This window comes from Amycolatopsis mediterranei, assembly GCF_026017845.1.
Lineage (GTDB): Bacteria > Actinomycetota > Actinomycetes > Mycobacteriales > Pseudonocardiaceae > Amycolatopsis > Amycolatopsis mediterranei.
In genome coordinates, this window is the sequence record NZ_CP100416.1 from 375,962 (window position 1) to 395,996 (window position 20,035).

Sequence of the window (20,035 nt, forward strand, 5' to 3'; positions counted from 1 at the left end):
GGACAGCAGTCAGCGAATACCAGGTCAACGCGTCGACACTTACGCTCTCCTAAAGCCCCCCACCAGGCTCGTCGCCGCGGTGTCCAGCCTGGTGGGTGGCACCTGGGAGCTTGCGGGTCCAAGGTCACGCAGCGTTAACGTTCCCGGGAACCTGTCAGGGTTGCCGCGTGCACCGGAAGGTCTCAAAGAGGGTCTCAGCCGTCACCGTTCAACGTCGTGCACAGCGGACATCAAAGCTTGCTGACCTGCGCTGATTCGATCCGCGGACGATGCTGAACTCACAACCCAAGACCTGAAAAGCGGAAGGTCGCCGGTTCGACCCCGGCCCTGGCCACCGTTCGAAGAAGCCGTCTTGACCTCGGGTCGAGGCGGCTTTCTTGTGTCCAGGAACACCGGGTGTCGCGGGCGTTGCCGGGCCGGCGGAAAATGTCGGTGTCTCCAGGCATCATGTCCCCCGTGACGCAGAACGTCTGGGATGCCGAAGCAGCCACGTTCGACGAGCAGCCCGATCATGGCCTGCGGGATCCCGTCGTCCGTGCCGCCTGGGCTGAGCTGCTTCTGCCCCTGCTGCCGCCGGCGCCTGCCGGGGTTGTCGATCTCGGGTGCGGGACCGGCAGCCTCACCCTGCTCCTGGCCGAGGCCGGGCACGAAGTCTGCGGGGTGGACCTCTCCGAGCGGATGCTCGACGCGGCCCGCGCGAAGACCGCGGGCCTCCAGGTCGAGCTGCGGCTGGGTGATGCGGCCGATCCGCCCTGTCCGGACCACTCCTGCGACGTCGTCCTGGTGCGGCACGTGCTGTGGGCCATGCCGGACCCGGCCGCCGCCGTGGGGCGGTGGGTTCGGCTGCTGCGGCCGGGTGGCCTGCTGCTTCTCGTCGAAGGCCGGTGGTCCACCGGCGCCGGGATCACCGCCGCCGAATGCCGGGAACTCGTGCGCGCGCACCGGGAGGAAGCGACTGTCCGGCAGCTGACCGATCCGGCGTTGTGGGGCGCCGAAATCGAGGACGAGCGATACCTCGTCGTCAGCCGCAGCTGAGAAGGCGGACATCGAAGCAGACTGGCCGCGGACTAGGCCGAACGAGTGAACCGCTGAAGGGCGTGTCCGGTCCACGGCGACAGCATCGACCCACCGGCGAAGGCAGCCCGATCGCGGGCCGCCGCCGACACCGGGAGCCGACCATGCGTTACCTGCTGACCCTCCACATGAACCCCACCCTCTGGGCCACCCTGACCGACGAGCAGAAGAACGGCGTCTACGAAGGGCACGGTGCCTTCATCAAACTCGTCACCGAGTCGGGCGAGATGGTCGAGACGAAGGCGCTCGCCGAACCCGCCGAAACTACGACCGTCCAGGTCAAGGACGGCGTGGCGCACACCAAAACCGGTGGCTTCGTCGAGTCCGACGCCTTCCTCTGCGGTTACTACATCGTCGACGTCGAGAGCGAAGCGCGGGCCGTCGAGCTGGCCGCGAAGATCCCCGACGCCCAGTACACCGCGGTCGAGGTGCGGAAGATCGTTCACGAAGGTTGACCTCCAGTGCGGTCGAGGGTCCACCATGGACCCATGACCACCGAAGGGGAATGGGGCATCGGCGCCGTCGATCTCGACGCCTACCTCGCGCGTGTCGGGCAGCCTCGGCGGGCGCCGTCCGAAGCCGCGCTCACCGATCTCATGCGGGCGCACGTGAAAGCCATCCCGTTCGAGAACGTCGACGTCGTTCTCGGGCAGCACCAAGGGATTTCGCTCGACGTCGTGAGCGCGAAGCTCGTCGGACGGCGGCGGGGCGGCTACTGCTACGAACACAGTGGCCTCTTCGCCGCCGTCCTCGAACAGCTCGGTTACACCGTGCACCGGCTTTCCGCGCGCGTGCAGCCGCGGCGGCCCGGGCCCTACACCCACATGACGCTCGTCGTGGACGTGGACGGCCGGCAGTTCCTCGCCGACGTCGGGTTCGGGGCCGGGATCCTCGATCCCATGCCGCTCGTCGACGGCCACGAGGTCGACCAAGCCGGGTGGCCGCATCGCATCAAGCAGAACGACGGCTGGTGGACGCTGCAGAAGGGAGACGAGGACATCCTCGAATTCCGCCTCAACGAGATGCACCCCATCGACTACGAGGTCTACCACCACTACACGTCGACGCACCCGAAGTCGCCGTTCACCGGCCGCCTGGTGATCATGACGATCGAGCCGGGCGTCAGCCGCACGCTCCTCGGGCGAGAACTCACCGTCGAAAAGCCCGGCGGCAGCAGGGAAGCCGCCACCGTCGCGCCCGACGAGCTCGACACCACCCTCAAGGAGCTGGGCATCGAGCTGACCGCGGACGAACTGGAGCGGCTGAAGAACGTCTACTGATCGAACAGCTCGGCCGCCGAGACGGGGCGGCCGAGGTGGTAGCCCTGCGCCTGGTCGCAGCCGAGCGCGCGGAGCAGCTCCAGCTGCTCCGCCGACTCGACGCCCTCGGCGATCACCGTCAGGTCCACCGCGTGGGCCATCGCGATGATGCTCGTGACGATCGCCTCCGCGTCCCGCGACTCGGCGATCCCGGTGATGAACGAACGGTCGATCTTGAGCGTGTCCAGCGTCAGCCGGCGCAGTTGCGCGAGCGACGAATAACCCGTGCCGAAGTCGTCGATCGCCAGGAGCACGCCCAGGGAACGCAGCGACGCCAGCACTTCCGCGGCCGCTTCCTGGTCGCGCATCAACGCGCTTTCGGTGACCTCCAAGCACAGCGCGCCGGCCGGCAGCCCGGTGGCCGCCAGCGCGTCCTGGACCGCGGGCACCAGGTGCGGGTCGTCGAGCTGGCGGGCGGAGAGGTTGACCTTCAGCGTCAGGTCCAGGCCTTGCTGCACGCGCCGCGCGGCGAGCTCGCGGGTCGTCGCGCGCAGCATCTCCTTGCCGATGACGTTGATCAGGTCGCTTTCTTCGGCGAGGGGGATGAACTCCGCCGGCGAAATCGCGCCGTGCCGGGGGTGCGTCCACCGCAGCAGCGCCTCCACCGCGACCATCTCGCCGGTCCGCAGGTCGACGACCGGCTGGTAGGCGGGCCAAAGCTGGCCGTCGTGGACCGCGTAGCGCAGGTCCTGCTCCATCCGCAGCCGTCGCTGCATCCGCTCGCGCAGGCCGACGTCGAAGAAGTGGTGCCGCCCGCGGCCGAGCGATTTCGCCTGGTACATCGCGACATCCGCGTCGCGCAGCAGGTCCTCGGCGCTGCGGCGGTCGTCGCGGCCGACGAGCACGACGCCGATGCTCGCGTCCAGGTGCAGCTGCCTGCCGAGGACGCCGATCGGCTCGGCCAGCGCGGCCCGCAGGTGTTCGGCCAGCGCGTGGACCTCGACGGGGTCGGTGACTTCGGCGGTGACGACGACGAACTCGTCGCCGCCGAGCCGGCCGACCAGGTCGTCGCGACCGGAGCTGCGGCGCAGGCGTTCGCCGACGATCCGCAGCACCTGGTCGCCGACCGAGTGCCCGAGCGAATCGTTGATGACCTTGAACTTGTCCAGGTCGAGGAACAGCACGGTGACCGCGCCCCGCTCGCGGGCGTCGAGCCCGCCGAGCACCAGGGTCCGGTTCGCCAGCCGGGTCAGCGGGTCGTGGGTGGCGTCGTAGGCGAGCTGCGCGCTGATCGCGCGGGTCTCGGTGATGTCGGTGAACGACGTGACCACGGCCATCGCCGCCGGGTCGTCCGGAGCGAGCAGCCGCGAGGTCAGCGACACCCAGACGTCGCGGCCGTCCGGCCGGCGCAGGCGGACGACCAGGCCGTTGTGCGTGACCCCGGTCCGCCGCGTCTGCACCGACGGCATCTCCTCCGGCGGGATCCACTTCCCGGATTCGGTGAACAGCGTCAGCGTGTGGCACGGGACGCCGATCAGGTCGGCTTCGGCGACGCCGAGGATCCGGCAGGCCGCCGGGTTCGCCGCTTCGATGAGCCCACCGGGGCCCATCACGAGCACGCCTTCGTCGAGCGACGCGACGACCGTGCGGTAGTTCTGCTCCGCCCGCCGCCGCGCGGTTTCGTCGGCGCAGACGAGCACGTACCCGTCGTTCATCTCGGCTGCCGAGACGCGGACCGCCAGGGGAGCGCCGTCGCGGTGCCGGTGCACCGCTTCCGCGACGCCGCCGCCGCGCCGGATGGCCGGCAGGTCCAGCGGTGCGCCGACGAGCTCGCTCGCGCGCCGCCCGACCGCTTCGGCCGCCGTCCAGCCGTATACTGCCTCGGCGGCCGGGTTCCAGCTGGTCACGACGCCTTCGCCGGTGGTCGCGATCAGCGCGTCGCTGACGTGCGACACCAGTGCGGCCTGGTAGCGGAGGGCGTCGGCGGCCGCCTTCTTCGCCGTGATGTCGCGCATGACGACCTGGTACGCGGCCTCCCCGAGGCGCACCAGCACCGTCTCGACGGCGAACTTGCTGCCGTCCAGCCGGGACATCAGCGCTTCGACGGGCTCGCTGGCCTGCCCCGGCTCCGTCAGCTGGACGAGCTTCTCGACCAGCACGGCTTGCGCGTCCTCGGCGACGAACTCGGTGAACCGGCGGCCGACGACCTCGTCGGCGGAACGCGCGGCGAAGGTTTCGAGGGCCGCGCGGTTGGCGTAGGTGAGCACGCCGTGCTCGTGCACGCAGATCGCGTCCGGACTCAGCTCGACCAGTTCGGCGAGCGAGTCGGCCTGCATGTGCGTCCGTCCCCCGTGAAGTCGGCGTGTGGCTCGTCGATTACACCACCGACTCCGGCCCGTGCCTACCCGGCGAAATCCGGGCTCGGCCTGCGGATGCGCTCCCGCAGCCACGGTCCGCAGACCAGCAGCCCGAAGTGCGCGGCGAACGCGTGGCCGAGCAGCGTGACGATCGAGTCGAGGCTCGTCGGGTCGTCGCTCAGCCAGATCGCCGCGATGAACGCCTCCGTCGCGGCCAGCGCCAGCAGGCGCGCGCGGCCGGGCAGGAGGAACACCAGCGCGCCGGCGGTGGTGAAGAAGCCGTAGCTGACGCCGATGTCGAGCCAGTGCCCGGCCGAGTTCGGCAGCACGTGCGCACTGATCAGCGCCATCACCGGCAGTTCGGTGACGAGGGTGGCCACGATGTGGCCGGCGAGGAACACCAGCGCCGTGCGGCGGGCGCCGAACCGGCGTTCCAGCGGCGCGACGGCGATCGCGAAGATCAGGGCGTAGACGAGCCAGTTTTCGCCGGGCAGCCAGATCGCGCTGCTCAGCAGGGAGGTCAGCGGGCGCCGCCACAGGTTGTGGGCGTCGGTGCTGGAGAGCTGGAGCAGCCGGGTCGTCAGCGCCGGGTCGGCGAACTCGAGCAGCAGCGTCGTGGCCAGCAGAACGACCAGGTAGCCGAAGGTGAACGGCGTCGTCTTCGGGTTGGGGACGTACCGGAGCAACGCCCACGGACTGCGGCGCGCGACGGCGATCGAGGGGATCGGCCGTTCGGCTCTCAGCAGCATGGACTGAGCTTCGGGGGTCATGCTGGGAGTATCACGAGTGCCAGCTTAGAAAACGCTGTGGATGTCACTCACTGTCAGACTTTGCGTTACGTGACGAATTTTTGCCGGACCTTCACCCGTTCGGGGGGCTTTTGGGGTAAGAATACGGCCACGATGTCGGCCGAAAGGCCTCTCGGGAAGGTCTGCCGGGGTGAACGACGAGGTATCGGTCGCCGAGCTGCTCGTGCGCGAGGGCTGGGGCGACCGTCCGGGACCGGGCCAGTCGCGCTGGCGAGTGGTCGCGGTGATGCTCGCCGTCATCGTGGGCTGCGGCGCCGCCGCGGCGCTGGTCGCCTTCGGCGGCAAAGAGCGCGAGGACGCCTCCCCGGTCGACCAGATCCAGGTCATCCCCTTCCCACAGCGCACCACCGGGCTGGGCGGCGCCGACCAGGCCACGGACTCACCGCCGGACGGTGGGATCGGTGGCGGCACCGGCGGCGATGTCGTCACGGCGTCGAACGAGCACCGCGGCACCGTGACCGAGGTGCCGGGCCGCAACCCGGCCACCGAAACCGCCGGAATCGGTTCCGGACCCGGGTCCGCGACGCCGACCGCCACACCGTCCGGCTCCGCCCCCGCGACCACCGGCGGCGCCTCGACGACACCCCCGCCGACCGGGAACCCGACGTCGCCCGGCGGCCGCCCGCCGACCCCGACCCCGACTTCGGCACCGCCCCGGCCGACGACGTGCTTCCTGGTCATCTGCTGGTGATCAGGCCAGCCGCTCCGCGAGGTCGCTGAAGTCCGAGGTGTTCCAGCGCTCCGGGCGCATCACGATCGCGATGTTGCTCCCGTGGGCCTCGTCGGTCGCGTCGGTGTAGGCCTCGCTCACGCCCGGCGGCAGGTAGCGCGCCGCCATCTCGTGCCGCTCCGCCTTCGTCATCGGCCACGACTCCACCACCGGTCCCTCGACCGAGACGTACTTGTAGACGCCGTCCTGCTGCTGGACGCACAGCGCGAACCGGCCGGCCGCCTCGATCAGCCGGGCCTTCCGCAGGCCCGGTGACGTCATCACGACGACGTCGCCACCCGGCTCGTAGCGGTACCAGATCGGCGTGGTCAGCGGCGCCCGCCCGGGCTCGGCCGCAACGCTCAGCACGCCGACCTGGGGCTCGGCGAGGAACGCTTCGCGCTCGTCCTTGGTCATCTTGCGGGCCATCGAGAACTCCTTAAGGCAATTGGATTTGACTTAAGGCTAGCCATAGCTCGACCACTAAGGCAAGCGGCTTTGCTTTAGGATGGGTGAATGACCCGACCCGGCGGCCGCAGTGCCCGTGTCCGCGACGCGGTGCACGACGCCGTCGTCGAGCTGCTCGCCGCCGGGGAGATCGACGCGGCGATCCCGAAGATCGCCGAGCGGGCGGGCGTGAACCCCACCAGCATCTACCGGCGCTGGGGCAGCCGTGACGCGCTGCTACTCGACGCGGCGGTGACGCGCCTGCGGTCGACGTCCCCGATCCCGGACACCGGCTCGCTGCGCGGCGACCTGCTCGGCTGGGCCGAGGGCGTCGAACGCGCGATGCGCGACCGGCACGGCCAGATCCTGCTCCGCGCGCTCGTCGCCACCTTGCGGCCGGACGAGAAGCCGCTCGAGTACCTCCGGGCCCGCGGCGACGACCTGCAGGCCACCCTCGACAAGGCCGAGGCGCGCGGTGAGCCGGTGCCGTCGGTCGACGAGGTGCTCGACTTCGTTCTGGCCCCGCTCTACCTGCGCGTGCTGTTCCGGCGCGCGGTCGAGCCGGGCACCGGAACCGTGCTCGTCGACCGGCTGCTCAGGGTGCCTCGAGCAGATCCGGCTCCGAGCGACGGCCGAGGTGGTTGAACAGCAGGTTCAGCGCGAAGGCGAGCACTGCCGCCACCGTGATCGAGCTGCCGCAGATCGTCTGCAGCCAAGCCGGGAAGTGCTTGAAGATGTCCGGTGCGAACGCCGGCAGCAGGCCTACCCCGAGGGCCACCGCGACGACGAAAGTGTTGTGGTTGCCGGAAAACTCCACCGTGCGAAGGTTCTGCGCGCCGACGGCGGCGACCATCGCGAACATCACCACCGCGACCCCGCCGATCACCGGTTCCGGGATGGCCGCGATGAACGCGCCGACCTTCGGCACCAGGCCCATCAGCACGAGGATCCCGCCGGTCACCGCGACCACCCAGCGGCTGCGCACGCCGGTCATCCGCACCAGGCCGACGTTCTGCGCGAACGCCGTGTCGGGGAAGGAGTTCATCACGCCGCCGAGCACGGCCGAGACGCCGTCGGTGGCCAGGCCGCGCGCGAGGTCGGCGTCGGTCGGCGGGCGCCCGGTGATCTCGCCGACGGCGATCATGTCGGCGGTCGACTCGGTGAACGTCACCAGCATGACCACGCACATCGACAGGATCGCCGCGACCGGGAACGTCGGCGCGCCGAAGTGGAACGGCGAGGCGAGTCCGAACCAGCCGGCCGCGCGCAGGCCGTCCCAGTGCACCAGCCCCATCGGGATCGCCACGACCAGCCCGATGGCCAGCGCGAGCAGCGGCCCGACCTGGTTGGCGAACCCGCGCAGCACCCGCGTGAAGAGCACGAGCAGCGCGAGCACGCCGAACGCCAGCCCGATGTGCGACGGCGCCGCGTAGTCCGGTGACGCCGGGTCGTGGCCGGCGATCATCGCCGCGCCCGGGCCGAGCAGCGAGACGCCGATGACCAGCAGCAGGGTCCCGGTGACCAGCGGCGGGAAGAACCGGATCAGCTTCGCGAACGGCCTCGCGATGAGCAGCCCGAACACGCCGGAGGCGATCATGGCGCCGTAGACCGCGGTCAGGCCGTACTGCGACGCGATCAGGATCATCGGGTTGACCACGGTGAACGTCGCCCCGGCCACCACCGGCAGCCGGATGCCGAGCAGCTTCCCGATGCCGATGGCCTGTATCAGCGTCGCGACGCCCGCGACCAGCAGATCGGCGTTGACCAGCAGCCCGATCGTCGCCGGGTCGAGCTTCAGCGCGCTGCCGACGATCAGCGGCACGGCGACCGAACCGGCGTACATGATCGACATGTGCTGGAGGCCGAGCAGGGCCAGCCGGCCGGCGGGCAGCCCCTGGTCGACCGGGTGGACCGCGGATTCCGTCATGAGCGCCGACGGTAGCAAGTCCCGCGCGGGATGATCTTGTTCCGGGGGGCGGCGCGACGGCCGGGAATGTGTGACCATCGGTGCATGACTTCGGGTGGCATTTCCCAGGTGGGCCCGCCGTTTCGCGCCGATCACGTGGGGAGCCTGCTGCGGCCCCCGGTGCTCCGCGACGCACGACGGCGGCACGAAAGCGGTGAGATCAACGCGGAGCAGCTCCGCGCGGTCGAGGACGACGCGATCCGCGACGTCATCAAGATGCAGAAGGCCGCCGGGCTGAGCTCGGCGACCGACGGCGAGTTCCGGCGCGCGTCCTGGCACATGGACTTCATCTACGCGCTCGGCGGCATCTCGAAGAGCGACCAGCGGCTGCACGTCAAGTTCCACAACCTGGCGGGCGACCTCGAGTTCAGCCCGCCGGGCCTGCAGGTCGACGGCAAGGTGCGGCTCGACGAGCCGATCTTCGCCGACCACTTCCGGTTCCTGCAGTCCCATGTGGACCCGGGCGTGACGCCGAAGCTGACCATCCCGTCGCCGAGCATGGTCTACTACCGCGGCGGCCGGGCCGCGGTCAGCGAGAGCGTCTACCCGGACCTCGAGGAGTTCTTCGCCGACCTCAGCGCGGCCTACTCCGCGCAGGTCCGCGCGATGAGCGACCTCGGCTGCCGGTACCTGCAGCTCGACGACACCAGCCTCGCCTACCTGAACGACCCGGCGCAGCGGGAGCTCGTCGCGCGGATGGGCGGCGACCCGGACACCCAGCACCTGCGCAACATCGCGACGATGAACGCGGCGCTCGAAGGCCGGCCCGAGGGCCTGACCGTGACGACCCACCTGTGCCGCGGCAACTTCCGCTCGTCCTGGGCCGCGGAGGGCAGCTACGAGTTCGTCGCGGAGGCGCTGTTCGGCGAACTGGCCGTCGACGGGTTCTTCCTCGAGTACGACGACGAGCGCTCCGGCGGGTTCGAGCCGCTGCGGTTCGTGCCGAAGGACAAGAAGGTGGTGCTCGGCCTGGTCACGACCAAGCGGCCGGAGCTGGAGGACCCGGACGTCCTGGTGCGGCGGATCGAAGAGGCGTCGCAGTACGTCGACATCGACCGGCTCTGCCTGTCACCGCAGTGCGGCTTCTCCTCGACCGAAGAGGGCAACGACCTGACCCCGGACGACCAGCTGCGCAAGCTCGAGCTGCTCGTCGCGACGGCCGACCGCGTCTGGGGCGGCCACTGATGATCACCTGCGTCGTCGACTACGTCATCGACCCCGCGAAGCTCCCCGACTTCGAACGCTTCGCCGCCGCGTGGATGCGGCTGGTCCAGCGCGAAGGCGGGATCCACCACGGGTACTTCCTCCCCGCGGAGGGGGCGAGCGACGAAGCCCGGGCGCTGTTCAGCTTCGAAAGCCTGGCCGCGTACGAGCGCTACCGGACGCTGTTCGGCGTCGACCCGGACTTCATCGAGGCCGACAAGATCCGCGACGAGAGCGGCTGCGTGGTGCGGTACCGGCGCACGTTCATGCGCCCGCTGCTCCCGGACGACGAAGAGGGGTGAGACACAGCGCGCGGCGGCCGCCCTCGGTGGTGGATCGCGTCCTGGACCTCCTGGGCGCCTTCACCGCCGAACGGCCGCGGCTCACGCTGTCCGAGCTCAGCCGGCGGGCCGGGCTCCCGCTGTCGACCACGCACCGGCTCGCCGGCGAGCTCACCCGGCGCGGTGCCCTCGTGCGCGACGAAACCGGCGCCTACCGCGTCGGGCTGTGGCTGTGGGAAGTCGCCTCGCTCGCCCCGCACGGCGCGGAGCTGCGGGAGAGCGCGATGCCGTTCCTGGAAGACCTCTACGAAGCCACGCACCAGAACGTGCAGCTCGCCGTGCTCGACGGGCCCGAAGTCGTGTTCGTCGAGCGCATCTCCGGCCGCGGCGCCGTCAACGTCCTGACCCGTGTCGGCGGGCGGCTGCCCGCGCACGCCACCGGTGTCGGCCTGGTGCTCCTCGCGCACGCCCCCGCCGAGGTCCAGGAGGAAGTCCTGGCCGGCCCGCTCAAGACGTTCACGCCCAAGACGATCGCCTCGCCGGTGCTGCTGAGGAGGGTTCTGGCCGACGTCCGTCGCGACGGTCACGTGATCAGCGACGGCCAGGTCGAGCTGGTCGCCCTGTCGGTGGCGGCGCCCGTCCGCGACGCCACGGACGAGGTCGTGGCCGCGATTTCGGTGGTCGTCCCGGCGGAGGGGACGGACCCGCGGACGCTGGTCCCGGCGGTCCGGGCCGCGGCGCGCGGGATTTCGCGGGTGCTGGGGGCGCCCCGGGCGGTGCGACCGGCCGATGGCTCCTCGACGGCTTGAGCCGGTTGTGGTCGGATGAGACCAGGGGCTGCCGGATGGGGTGAGGAGAAGGAATGACCACCGTGCTCGTCGTCGGTGCCGGTCAGAGCGGGTTCCAGGCCGTGGCTTCGCTGCGGGACCGGGGCTTCGCCGGCCGGGTCGTGCTGGTCGGGGACGAGCCGGGCGTGCCGTACCAGCGGCCGCCGCTGTCGAAGGCCTACCTCGCCGGGACAGCCGGGCTCGAACAGCTGCACCTGCGCGGTGAAGACTTCTTCGCCGAGAAGGACATCGAGCTGGTCGCCGGCCGGGTGGCGGGAATCGACCGTGCGGCGCGGAAAGCCGAGCTCGAAGACGGCCGCGAGCTGGACTACGACTTCCTGATCCTGGCCACCGGCGCCCGCAACCGGACGCTGCCCGTGCCCGGCGCGGACCTCCCGGGCGTGCTGACCCTGCGCACCCGCGACGACGCCGACCGGCTCCGCGAGTCCCTCTCCCGAGCGGAGAACGTCGTCGTCGCCGGCGGCGGGTTCATCGGCCTGGAGTTCGCCTCGCACGCCGGCCGCCCGGTGACGATCGTCGAGGCGCAGGACCGCCTGCTCAACCGCGTCGCGACGCCGGAGATCTCCGCCTACTTCGCCGGCCTGCACCGCAACGCCGGGCACACGGTGGTGCTCGGCCAGGGCGTCACGGCCATGCACGGCGATTCGCGGGTGCGGGAAGTCGAGCTGTCCGACGGCACCCGGCTGCCTGCCGACCTGGTCGTCGTCGCGGTCGGGGTGGTGCCCGAGACGACGCTCGCCGAGGCCGCCGGGCTGCCGGTGCGCAACGGCGTCGTCGTCGACGCGCACCTGCGGACAGCGGACGAGACGATCTTCGCCATCGGCGACTGCGCCAACTTCCCGTGCGTGCAGGCCGGCGCCGAGACCCGGCTGGAGTCGGTGCAGAACGCCGTCGACCAAGCCCGCTGCGTGGCCGCGGCGATCACCGGCACGGCCGAGCCGTACGCCAGCCTGCCCTGGTTCTGGACCGACCAGGCGGGCGCGAAACTGCAGATCGCCGGCATCCTCGCGGGCGCCGACCGGACGGTGGTCGCGGGCGACCCGGCGGAAGGCAAGTTCTCCGTGCTGTCCTTCCGCGACGACGTCCTCATCGCCGTCGAGTCGGTGAACCGGCCCGCCGACCACATCGCCGCGCGCCGCCTGTTCACCGCCGAGCCGAAGCCCGCGTACGCCGACCTCGAAGCCAGCGCCTTCGACCTCAAGGCGCACCTGAAGTCGCGAGCGGCGTGATGCGCACGCAGGTCGCGGTGATCGGCGCCGGACCGGCCGGGCTGCTGCTTTCGTTCCTCCTGCACTCGTCAAGGACCTCATCGACGCGCACGAGGCTCGCGGGTGGCCGATTTCCTTCAAGGTTTCGGACGTGAATCTGTCCGATGTGGACAGTGATCGGCCGCGCGTTCGTCACCGTGACGGCGAAGGCAACGTGAAGACCATCGAGTGCGACGCCGTCGCGGGCTGCGACGGCTTCCACGGGATCTGCCGCCCGTCCATTCCGGACAGTGCGCTGACGGTGTACGAGCGCGAGTACCCCTTCGTGTGGCTGGGGGTGCTCGCGCGGACGCCGCCGTCGCACCACGAGCTCATCTACACCCACCACGAACGCGGGTTCGCGCTGCACAGCATGCGCACGCCGGAGATCACCCGGCTCTACCTCCAGGTGGATCCCGCGGAGTCCCTCGAAGCCTGGTCCGACGACCGGATCTGGGCCGAGCTGACCGCGCGGCTCGAGGTCGAGGGCGACTTCACGCTCCGGGATGGGCCGATCCTCGACAAGGGCATCACGCCGATGCGCAGCTTCGTCGCCGAGCCGCTGCGGCACGGGCGGCTGTTCCTGGCCGGCGACGCCGCGCACATCGTGCCGCCGACCGGCGCGAAGGGCATGAACCTGGCCATCGCCGACGTCCGGGCGCTGGCGCGCGCCCTGGAAGCGTTGCTGCGCGGCGACGACACGCTCGCCGCGGCCTATTCGGACACCTGTCTGCGCCGGGTCTGGCGGGCGGAGCACTTCTCCTGGTTCATGACGACGATGCTGCACACCGATCCGCACGCGGACGGCTTCGCGCGGCAGCTCCAGCTGTCGCAATTGCGCTACACGACGTCGTCACGCGCGGCGGCGACGAGCCTCGCCGAAAACTACGTCGGGCTGCCGTTCGCCTAAGATCGTCAACTCAAGGTTGACGCTGGCTGGTCGTCAACCTACAGTTGACGGCATGACCTTACCGACCAACGTCAAGCTCGACGACCTCATCAACGCCATCAAGAGCAACAACGACAAAGACGCCCTCGCCCAGCTCACCGACGCGGTGTACGTGGGTCAGCACCTCGGCGAAGTGGCGGACCACCTGATCGGCCACTTCGTCGACCAGGCCCGGCGGTCCGGGGCGTCCTGGACCGAGATCGGCGCCAGCATGGGCGTCACGAAACAGGCGGCCCAGAAGCGGTTCGTGCCGAAGGTCGATCCCGGCGGCGACCCGAGCGGCGCCATCGAACGCCTCTACGGCCGCTACACCGACCGGGCTCGCCACGTCGTCGTCGAGGCCCAGAAGGCGGCGGTGGACCACGCGAGCCCGGAGATCGACACCGTGCACATCGTGCTGGGCCTGCTGACCGAGCCCGCCGCGCTGGCGGCCGGGGCGATCCTGGCCCAGGGCGTCTCGCTGGACGCCGTCCGCGAAGCCGCCGAAGCGCGGCTGCCCGAGCCGACCGACCCAGTGCCGAACGTGGTCCCCTTCTCCGGGGCCGCCAAGAAGACCCTCGAGCTGACCATGCGCGAAGGCCTGCGGCTGGGGCACAACTACATCGGCACCGAGCACCTGCTGCTGGCGCTGCTGGAACAGGGCGAAGGCAGCGGCTTCGAGGTGCTCGACGGGTTGGGCGTCAAGAAGGACAAGGCCGAGGCGAAGATCCTGGAGGTGCTGGCGGAGCTCCTCGCCGCCAGGGGGCAGTGAGACCGCTCTGGTGGGCCGTCGTGCTCGCGGTGGTCCTCGTGACGCTCCTCTGATCGGGGAGGACCAGGGGGGTCCTCCCGGCCGCGCGGGCCCTCCGAGGGGGGAGGGCCCGCGCGTCGCGCGTCAGGCGCCGGACTCCGGGCGGCCGTCGGCGGCCCAGGCCGTGTGGAACGAGCCTTCCCGGTCCACCCGCCGGTAGGTGTGCGCACCGAAGAAGTCCCGCTGGCCCTGCACCAGCGCGGCCGGCAGCCGGTCCGCGCGGAGGCCGTCGTAGTAGGCCAGCGCCGTCGAGAAGCCCGGCGTCGGGATGCCGAGCTTGACCGCCGTCGAGATCACCGAGCGCCACGAGTCCTGCGCGTCCTCGACCGCCTTGCGGAAACCGCCCGAGGTGAGCAGCGTCGGCAGCTCCGGCTCGTCGGCGTAGGCCGCGGTGATGTCGTTGAGGAACTTCGCGCGGATGATGCAGCCGCCGCGCCAGATCGAGGCGACCTTGCCGAGGTCGATGTCCCAGCCGTACTCGGTCGCGCCCGCCTGGATCTGGTTGAAGCCCTGCGCGTACGCGACGACCTTCGACGCGTACAGCGCCTGCTCGACGTCGTCGGCGAAACGTTCCAGCGAGGCACCCGACAGCGGCGCGGCCGAAGGACCGCCGAGCCCGCGGGCCGCCGCGCGCAGCGACTTGGACCCGGACAGCGAACGCGCGAAGACGGCTTCGGCGATGCCCGAGATCGGGACGCCCAGGTCGAGGCCGATCTGCACCGTCCAGCGGCCGGTGCCCTTCTGCTCGGCGGCGTCCTCGACGACGTCGACGAACGGCTTGCCGGAGGAGGAGTCGACGTGCGCGAGCACGTCGGCGGTGATCTCGATCAGGTAGGAGTCGAGCCGCCCGGTGTTCCAGGTGCGGAACACGTCGGCGATCTCGGCGGGTGCGTAGCCGCCCGCGTGCCGGAGCAGGTCGAACGACTCCGCGATCAGCTGCATGTCGGCGTACTCGATGCCGTTGTGCACCATCTTGACGAAGTGGCCGGCGCCGTCCGCCCCGATGTGCGTGCAGCACGGCTCGCCGTCGACCTTCGCCGAGATGTCCTCGAACAGCGGGCCGAGCGACTCGTACGACTCCTTCGAGCCGCCGGGCATGATGCTCGGCCCGTGCAGCGCGCCTTCCTCGCCGCCGGAGACGCCGCTGCCGACGAAGTGCAGGCCACGCTCGCGCAGCGCCTTCTCGCGGCGGCGCGTGTCGGCGAAGTGCGCGTTGCCGGCGTCGATGATCACGTCGCCCTCTTCGAGCAGCGGCGCGAACTCCTCGATGACGGCGTCCGTCGGGCCGCCCGCCTTGACCATGATCACGACCTGCCGGGGCCGCTCCAGCGCGTTGACGAAGTCCTGCGCGGAGTACGCCGGGATGAAGTCGCCCTCGTCGCCGAACTGCTCCACCAGCGCGCGGGTCCGCTCCTCGGACCGGTTGTGCAGGGCCACCGTGTGGCCGTGCCTGGCCAGGTTCCGGGCCAGGTTGCGGCCCATGACCGCCAGGCCGGTGACCCCGATGCTCGCCTTCTTGCTCATCCGAATCCTCTCGAAGACTCTCTCGATTCAGACCCTAGTCCGATCGACGCCTCAAGGGAGGCCACGGAGGAGCAGCTCACTCAGTTCAGGAGAAGCAGCGGATCGGGCCGCGGTTGATCGCGAGCATGTCCGTGATGGCCGCGACCAGGTCGATGTCCGCACCCCACTCGGCGCCGTCGAGCTCGGCGTACGCCCGGTGGAGGTTCCCCGGCAGGCGCTCCTGCTCGCTCAGCGACGCGAACTCGCCGAGGTCCGTCTCCTTGGCCACTTCCAGCGGCGACAGCCCGGCGGCCTTACCGCGCTCGGCCGTCTTCTGGACGAAGGCCAGGTAGCGGTCGACGGTGTCCACCACGTCCAGTCCGCATGGGCCACCGTGGCCGGGCAGGATCACTTCGGGAGACAGTTCGCGGATGACGTCGAGGCCCTTGCGCCACCCCGCGACCGAACCCATCAGCGCGAACGGGCTGCCGCCGTTGAACACGAGGTCACCGGCGTAGAGCACGCGCTGCTCCGGCAGCCAGACGAGCACGTCGTTGGTCGTGTGGGCCGCGTGGCCGGGGTGGATCAGTTCCAGGGTGACGTCGCCGGCGTGCACGGTCAGCCGGTCGTCGAACACGACCTCCGGCGGCCGCGACTCGAGCTCACCCCAGTCGTTGCCGACGAAGATGCCGTCGAACGTCTGGATGCCCTCGGCGACCATCAGCTCGCGCGTCTTGCGGTGGCCGATGATCGTCGCGCCCCCGACCAGGTAGTTGCCGTTGGTGTGGTCGCCGTGGTGGTGGGTGTTCACCAGCGTTGTCACCGGGCTGCCGGTGGCGGCTTCGACCGTCTCCAGCAGCGCGCGCGTGCGGCGCTCGGTCGAGCAGGTGTCGATCAGCACGGTGTGGTCGCCGGCGTCGACGAACCCGCAGTTGTTGATGTACCAGGAGCCGTCCGGCTGGACGTAGCCGTGGACCCGGTCGGCCAGGCGGGTGACGGCAGCGGCGGCGGGAGAACGATCGGTCACCAGCTCAGTCTGCCCGAGACGGGGCTCCGCCGGTTGGCGGAATAATTCGGAATTTCACTGGTCCAGGCGAGTGATAGCGCAGGTGACTGGCATTCTGCGGCGTTTCCTGGAACGCTGCGCGGTGTCATCATCGAGATCCGCAAGGTGAAGCACTAACCTGGGTGGGTTCGATAGTTCGCGTGCGACGGCGGCCGCTGGCCGCCGTTGCTTGGTAGTGGTCCGGGAGAGCAGGGCGATGGCCAGCACCGTCACCTCGCGCCGGAAGCAGCTCGGGAACGAGCTCCGGCATGCCCGCACCGCGGCGCGGATGACACAGCAGCAGGTCGCCGAGGTCCTCGGCTGCACCCAGGGCAAGGTCAACAAGATCGAGTCCGGTGCCGTCGGGGTGAAGCTCGGGGATGTGCGATCCATGCTGAACGCATTCGGGATCAACGGCGAAGAAGCCGACACGCTGATGAACCTGGCGCGGGCCGCCGCCGGGCAGCGCGGCCACTGGTCCGGCTACCGCTCGGTGGTGCCGCACTGGTTCCGCACCTTCACCGACCTGGAGCCCGCGGCCGCGGAGATCCTCACCTGGCACGGTGAGCGCATCCCGGGCCCACTGCAGTCCGAGCACTACATGCTCAAGCAGTTCACCGAGGCCGGTGCGACGGACGTGACGTCCCTGGTGCGCAACCGGCTCGACCGCAAGGCGGTGTTCGAGCAGCAGCAGCCGCCCTACTACCGCTTCATCATCAGCGAAGGCGCCCTGCGCCGGGCACCCGGCGGGTACGCGCCCGCGGTGATGCTCGACCAGGTCGAGCACCTGCTCTCGCTCGAGAAGCACCCGCGGGTCTACGTGCACGTACTGCCGTTCGGCGCCCGGCTGGCCGCGGTGCCCAACGACTTCACGATCATGCGGTTCCCGGACCGCACGCGCGACTTCGTCTACATCGAGCACTCCGCCGGCGGCCTGTACCTCGACGACGTCAAGGACTTCAACATCTTCGTCGACTCGTGGGACCGGCTGCGCGGAGCCGCGCTCGAGCGCCAGGAGACCCGGCAGTTCCTGAAGGAGCTTGCGGAGGGTTACCGCGCCCAGATGCAGCAGCTCCAATAGGGCGAATGGCGGCGTGAGCCGTCCCGGCTGGTGAACAACTGTCGGTAGAGTGGGCCTGTTGCGCCCGAAACCACCGGAAGTGCCGCCCGAAGGGGACGTCGTGGACCCCGACTTCCTTCCCGATGCCATCGATCTCGACCGCCCGAACATCGCGCGGATCTACGACTGGGCCCTGGGCGGCAGCGCGAACTGGGCGATCGACCGGCAGTACGGCGAGCAGGCGGTGCAGGCGTTCCCGCTGGCGAAGGCCCTTGCGCGGGGCAACCGGGACTTCCTCGGCCGGGCCGTGCGCTACTGCCTCGCCGAGGGCATCACGCAGTTCCTCGACCTCGGCTCCGGTATCCCGACCGCGGGCAACGTGCACGAGGTCGCCGACGACTACGCCGACGACAGCCGGTGCGTCTACGTCGACCACGAGCCCGTGGCCGTCGCGCACGGGCGGATGCTGCTCGAAGAAGCCGGCGATCCCGAGCGCCACGCGGTGCTGCACGCCGACCTGCGGGACGCCGAAGAGGTCTGGGAAGCCGCGCTCGCCACCGGCGTGCTCGACCCGGACCGGCCGATCTGCCTGCTGACCGTGGCGGTGCTGCACTTCCTGCCGGACGTCACCGGCGTCCGCCAGGCCATCCGCGACTACCGGACGCTCCTGGCACCGGGTTCGGCGTATGTGCTTTCGCACGCCACCGAATCCGGCGTCGAAGGCGAAGAGCTGGAGCAGATCCGGAAGCTCGTGAAGCTGTCCGAACGGTCGAGCTCACCCGCGGTTTCCCGGTCCCTCGACGAGATCGCGGCGTTCTTCGGTACCTTCGACGTCGTCGAGCCCGGGATCGTGCCTGTGGGAGAGTGGCGCCCGGAGCCCGGCGCCGCCACGGTCCGCCTCGCGAGCGTGGTCGGCGGTGTCGGCCGCAAGCCTGGAGGACGCAATGACGACGCAGGACCCCGAAGCGCCTGAAGGCGTGGACCTCGACCGGCCGAACGCGGCCCGCATCTACGACTGGTTCCTCGGCGGCGACGCCAACTGGGCCATCGACCGCCAGTTCGGGGAGCAGGCGGTGAGGACGTTCCCGATGATCAAGACCGTCGCCCGCGTCGGCCGCGACTTCCTCGGCCGCGGTGTCCGGTACCTGGCGCGCAACGGCATCGACCAGTTCCTCGACCTGGGGTCGGGCGTGCCGACGGTCGGGAACGTGCACGAGGTCGCCGCGGCGGTGAACCCGGACGCGCGGTGCGTGTACGTCGACAACGAGCCGGTCGCGGTGGCGCACTCGCAGATCCTGCTGGAGCGCGAAGGCGTCGCGGACCGGCACGCGGTGCTGCAGGGCGACCTGCGCGACCCGGCCGACATCTGGAAGCGCGCGCTCGACACCGGCGTTCTCGACCCGAACCGCCCGATCGGCCTGATCATGGTCGGCGTCCTGTACTTCCTCGGCCCGGACGAGCCGGTGGCCCAGACCATTCAGCGCTACCTCTCGCTGCTGCCGTCCGGCTCGTACTTCCTGTCCTCGCACCTGACGCGCGACGGCCTCGAGGAGATGGGCGACGCGGAGAGCCGCGAGTCGATCATGAAGCAGTACAACCAGTCGAGCACGCCGCTGCACCTGCGCAGCCGCGCGGAGTTCACCACGTTCTTCGAGGGCCTCGAGCTGGTGGAGCCCGGCATCGTGTACCTGCCGGAGTGGCACCCCGAGGAGATGGAGTCCAGGGCCACCAAGAAGCTCGCGAACAACCCGGCGTTCGTCGGCCACGTCTGCGGCCTCGGCCGCAAGCCGTGACGGCGGCCGCCTACGACGCGGTCGCCGTCCGGTACGCCGAATTCGTCCGTGGAGCCTGGGACGACCACCCCCTGGAACGGGCGGTGTGGACGGCCTTCGCGGATTCCGTCCGCGGCCGCGGCCCGGTCGCCGACCTCGGCTGCGGCCCCGGCCACCTCACGGCGCACCTGCGTTCGCTGGGGCTCGAGGCGTTCGGCGTCGACCTGTCGCCGGCGATGATCGAGCTGGCGCGGGCGGCCGAGCCGTCGGTGCGGTTCGAGGTGGGCTCCATGGCGGCGCTCGACCTGCCGGACGCGTCGCTCGCGGGGATCCTTTCGTGGTATTCGGTGATCCACACGCCGCCGGTGGACGTCCCCCGGTACTTCGCCGAATTCGCCCGAACGTTGGCGTCCGGTGGTCACGTTCTGTTGGGGTGCTTCGAATCCCGCGGCGGCCCGCTGACGTCGTTCGACCACAAGGTGACGACGGCCTACTGCTGGCCGCTGGACGAACTGGCCGGCTTCGCGGCCGCGGCGGGGTTCACCGAGGTGGGGCGGATGTACCGCGAACCGGGAGCGGGGGAGCGGCCGATGCGGCACGGCAGCCTGCTGCTCCGGAAACCGTAGCCACGAACGAAAAGAGCCCCGGTTCCGTCAGGGAGCCGGGGCTGTTTCGTGGTGGTGCGGTAGTTCCTGGGCCGTTCGGCCGTGACTGTG

20 protein-coding genes and 1 pseudogene are annotated in these 20,035 nt (G+C 70.5%); 15 read left to right on the forward strand and 6 right to left on the reverse strand.

Features of this window, described 5'->3' with window-relative positions; genetic code table 11:
- Nucleotides 1-447 precede the first annotated feature (447 nt).
- The 3 genes from ISP_RS01940 (at nt 448) to ISP_RS01950 (ending at nt 2,354) form a co-directional block, all read left to right on the forward strand.
- Nucleotides 448-1,035: a class I SAM-dependent methyltransferase gene (locus ISP_RS01940; protein WP_013222316.1), complete on the forward strand. Its 588-nt coding sequence runs from the start codon at nt 448-450 to the stop codon at nt 1,033-1,035.
- A 143-nt stretch (nt 1,036-1,178) separates the two neighbouring features.
- Nucleotides 1,179-1,529, forward strand: coding sequence for a YciI family protein (locus tag ISP_RS01945; RefSeq protein WP_013222317.1), 351 nt, complete (start codon nt 1,179-1,181; stop codon nt 1,527-1,529).
- Nucleotides 1,530-1,562: 33 nt separating this feature from the next.
- On the forward strand, nt 1,563-2,354 hold the full coding sequence (locus ISP_RS01950; protein WP_013222318.1) for an arylamine N-acetyltransferase family protein: 792 nt from the start codon (nt 1,563-1,565) through the stop codon (nt 2,352-2,354).
- Here the strand turns inward: ISP_RS01950 and ISP_RS01955 are convergent.
- Together ISP_RS01955 and ISP_RS01960 are read right to left on the reverse strand one after the other, a co-directional pair.
- Complete coding sequence (locus tag ISP_RS01955; protein ID WP_013222319.1) at nt 2,348-4,669, reverse strand: sensor domain-containing protein; 2,322 nt, start codon at nt 4,667-4,669, stop codon at nt 2,348-2,350. The two genes, ISP_RS01950 and ISP_RS01955, sit on opposite strands and share 7 nt — an antisense overlap.
- 65 nt (nt 4,670-4,734) lie before the next feature.
- The gene (locus ISP_RS01960) at nt 4,735-5,460 is read right to left on the reverse strand and encodes a rhomboid-like protein (protein ID WP_230468683.1); all 726 of its coding nucleotides are present in this window, start codon (nt 5,458-5,460) and stop codon (nt 4,735-4,737) included.
- Between the two features lie 169 nt (nt 5,461-5,629).
- Here ISP_RS01960 and ISP_RS01965 point away from each other — a divergent pair, with 169 nt between their 5' ends.
- Entirely contained in the window at nt 5,630-6,190 is a 561-nt protein-coding gene (locus ISP_RS01965) for a hypothetical protein (RefSeq protein ID WP_013222321.1), read from the forward strand.
- Here ISP_RS01965 and ISP_RS01970 read toward each other — a convergent pair whose 3' ends face one another.
- Nucleotides 6,191-6,637 carry a pyridoxamine 5'-phosphate oxidase family protein gene (locus ISP_RS01970; RefSeq protein ID WP_013222322.1) on the reverse strand — a complete coding sequence of 149 codons (447 nt, stop codon included), beginning with the start codon at nt 6,635-6,637 and terminating at the stop codon, nt 6,191-6,193.
- Between the two features lie 87 nt (nt 6,638-6,724).
- Here ISP_RS01970 and ISP_RS01975 point away from each other — a divergent pair, with 87 nt between their 5' ends.
- The gene (locus ISP_RS01975) at nt 6,725-7,300 is read left to right on the forward strand and encodes a TetR/AcrR family transcriptional regulator (protein ID WP_013222323.1); all 576 of its coding nucleotides are present in this window, start codon (nt 6,725-6,727) and stop codon (nt 7,298-7,300) included.
- Here the strand turns inward: ISP_RS01975 and ISP_RS01980 are convergent.
- Nucleotides 7,251-8,582, reverse strand: coding sequence for a nucleobase:cation symporter-2 family protein (locus tag ISP_RS01980; RefSeq protein WP_013222324.1), 1,332 nt, complete (start codon nt 8,580-8,582; stop codon nt 7,251-7,253). The two genes, ISP_RS01975 and ISP_RS01980, sit on opposite strands and share 50 nt — an antisense overlap.
- Before the next feature lie 84 nt (nt 8,583-8,666).
- Here ISP_RS01980 and ISP_RS01985 point away from each other — a divergent pair, with 84 nt between their 5' ends.
- The 6 genes and pseudogenes from ISP_RS01985 (at nt 8,667) to ISP_RS02010 (ending at nt 13,900) form a co-directional block, all read left to right on the forward strand.
- Nucleotides 8,667-9,806: a 5-methyltetrahydropteroyltriglutamate--homocysteine S-methyltransferase gene (locus ISP_RS01985; protein WP_230468684.1), complete on the forward strand. Its 1,140-nt coding sequence runs from the start codon at nt 8,667-8,669 to the stop codon at nt 9,804-9,806.
- Nucleotides 9,806-10,126, forward strand: coding sequence for an NIPSNAP family protein (locus ISP_RS01990; protein ID WP_013222326.1), 321 nt, complete (start codon nt 9,806-9,808; stop codon nt 10,124-10,126). Before ISP_RS01985 ends, ISP_RS01990 begins: the two co-directional genes overlap by 1 nt.
- The gene (locus tag ISP_RS01995; RefSeq protein ID WP_013222327.1) at nt 10,123-10,914 is read left to right on the forward strand and encodes an IclR family transcriptional regulator; all 792 of its coding nucleotides are present in this window, start codon (nt 10,123-10,125) and stop codon (nt 10,912-10,914) included. Before ISP_RS01990 ends, ISP_RS01995 begins: the two co-directional genes overlap by 4 nt.
- Before the next feature lie 53 nt (nt 10,915-10,967).
- Nucleotides 10,968-12,182, forward strand: coding sequence for an NAD(P)/FAD-dependent oxidoreductase (locus ISP_RS02000; protein ID WP_013222328.1), 1,215 nt, complete (start codon nt 10,968-10,970; stop codon nt 12,180-12,182).
- Nucleotides 12,183-12,246: 64 nt separating this feature from the next.
- A pseudogene (locus tag ISP_RS02005) lies at nt 12,247-13,110 on the forward strand (4-hydroxybenzoate 3-monooxygenase); the annotation flags it as partial.
- A gap of 52 nt (nt 13,111-13,162) precedes the next feature.
- Complete coding sequence (locus ISP_RS02010; RefSeq protein ID WP_013222330.1) at nt 13,163-13,900, forward strand: Clp protease N-terminal domain-containing protein; 738 nt, start codon at nt 13,163-13,165, stop codon at nt 13,898-13,900.
- 123 nt (nt 13,901-14,023) lie between these two features.
- On the opposite strand, the gene gndA is transcribed toward ISP_RS02010, so the two are convergent.
- Together gndA and ISP_RS02020 are read right to left on the reverse strand one after the other, a co-directional pair.
- Nucleotides 14,024-15,463, reverse strand: a complete 1,440-nt coding sequence (gndA, locus tag ISP_RS02015; RefSeq protein WP_014466546.1) for an NADP-dependent phosphogluconate dehydrogenase — start codon at nt 15,461-15,463, stop codon at nt 14,024-14,026.
- A gap of 85 nt (nt 15,464-15,548) precedes the next feature.
- Nucleotides 15,549-16,469 (reverse strand): MBL fold metallo-hydrolase, encoded by a 921-nt coding sequence (locus ISP_RS02020; RefSeq protein WP_013222332.1) that lies wholly within the window; start codon nt 16,467-16,469, stop codon nt 15,549-15,551.
- Nucleotides 16,470-16,704: 235 nt separating this feature from the next.
- Between ISP_RS02020 and ISP_RS02025 the strand changes: the two genes are divergently transcribed.
- The 4 genes from ISP_RS02025 to ISP_RS02040 all read left to right on the forward strand — a co-directional run bounded on the left by ISP_RS02025 (nt 16,705) and on the right by ISP_RS02040 (nt 19,945).
- A complete protein-coding gene (locus ISP_RS02025; protein WP_013222333.1) occupies nt 16,705-17,568 on the forward strand; it encodes a helix-turn-helix domain-containing protein in 864 nt (287 codons plus the stop codon).
- Between the two features lie 100 nt (nt 17,569-17,668).
- The gene (locus ISP_RS02030) at nt 17,669-18,520 is read left to right on the forward strand and encodes an SAM-dependent methyltransferase (protein ID WP_013222334.1); all 852 of its coding nucleotides are present in this window, start codon (nt 17,669-17,671) and stop codon (nt 18,518-18,520) included.
- Entirely contained in the window at nt 18,492-19,340 is an 849-nt protein-coding gene (locus tag ISP_RS02035) for an SAM-dependent methyltransferase (protein ID WP_013222335.1), read from the forward strand. The genes ISP_RS02030 and ISP_RS02035 overlap by 29 nt, the downstream gene beginning before the upstream one ends.
- Nucleotides 19,337-19,945, forward strand: a complete 609-nt coding sequence (locus ISP_RS02040) for a class I SAM-dependent methyltransferase (protein WP_013222336.1) — start codon at nt 19,337-19,339, stop codon at nt 19,943-19,945. The genes ISP_RS02035 and ISP_RS02040 overlap by 4 nt, the downstream gene beginning before the upstream one ends.
- The last annotated feature ends 90 nt before the right edge of the window (nt 19,946-20,035 follow it).

Coding starts and splice junctions, on each gene's coding strand:
- ISP_RS01945 (WP_013222317.1), top strand. CDS start 1,179: ATGCGTTACCTGCTGACCCTCCACATGAACCCCACCCTCTGGGCCACC.
- ISP_RS02000 (WP_013222328.1), top strand. CDS start 10,968: ATGACCACCGTGCTCGTCGTCGGTGCCGGTCAGAGCGGGTTCCAGGCC.
- ISP_RS02035 (WP_013222335.1), top strand. CDS start 18,492: ATGACGACGCAGGACCCCGAAGCGCCTGAAGGCGTGGACCTCGACCGG.
- ISP_RS02025 (WP_013222333.1), top strand. CDS start 16,705: ATGGCCAGCACCGTCACCTCGCGCCGGAAGCAGCTCGGGAACGAGCTC.
- ISP_RS02010 (WP_013222330.1), top strand. CDS start 13,163: ATGACCTTACCGACCAACGTCAAGCTCGACGACCTCATCAACGCCATC.
- gndA (WP_014466546.1), bottom strand. CDS start 15,463: ATGAGCAAGAAGGCGAGCATCGGGGTCACCGGCCTGGCGGTCATGGGC.
- ISP_RS01975 (WP_013222323.1), top strand. CDS start 6,725: ATGACCCGACCCGGCGGCCGCAGTGCCCGTGTCCGCGACGCGGTGCAC.
- ISP_RS01950 (WP_013222318.1), top strand. CDS start 1,563: ATGACCACCGAAGGGGAATGGGGCATCGGCGCCGTCGATCTCGACGCC.
- ISP_RS01985 (WP_230468684.1), top strand. CDS start 8,667: ATGACTTCGGGTGGCATTTCCCAGGTGGGCCCGCCGTTTCGCGCCGAT.
- ISP_RS01990 (WP_013222326.1), top strand. CDS start 9,806: ATGATCACCTGCGTCGTCGACTACGTCATCGACCCCGCGAAGCTCCCC.
- ISP_RS01970 (WP_013222322.1), bottom strand. CDS start 6,637: ATGGCCCGCAAGATGACCAAGGACGAGCGCGAAGCGTTCCTCGCCGAG.
- ISP_RS01955 (WP_013222319.1), bottom strand. CDS start 4,669: ATGCAGGCCGACTCGCTCGCCGAACTGGTCGAGCTGAGTCCGGACGCG.
- ISP_RS01960 (WP_230468683.1), bottom strand. CDS start 5,460: ATGACCCCCGAAGCTCAGTCCATGCTGCTGAGAGCCGAACGGCCGATC.
- ISP_RS01940 (WP_013222316.1), top strand. CDS start 448: ATGTCCCCCGTGACGCAGAACGTCTGGGATGCCGAAGCAGCCACGTTC.
- ISP_RS01980 (WP_013222324.1), bottom strand. CDS start 8,582: ATGACGGAATCCGCGGTCCACCCGGTCGACCAGGGGCTGCCCGCCGGC.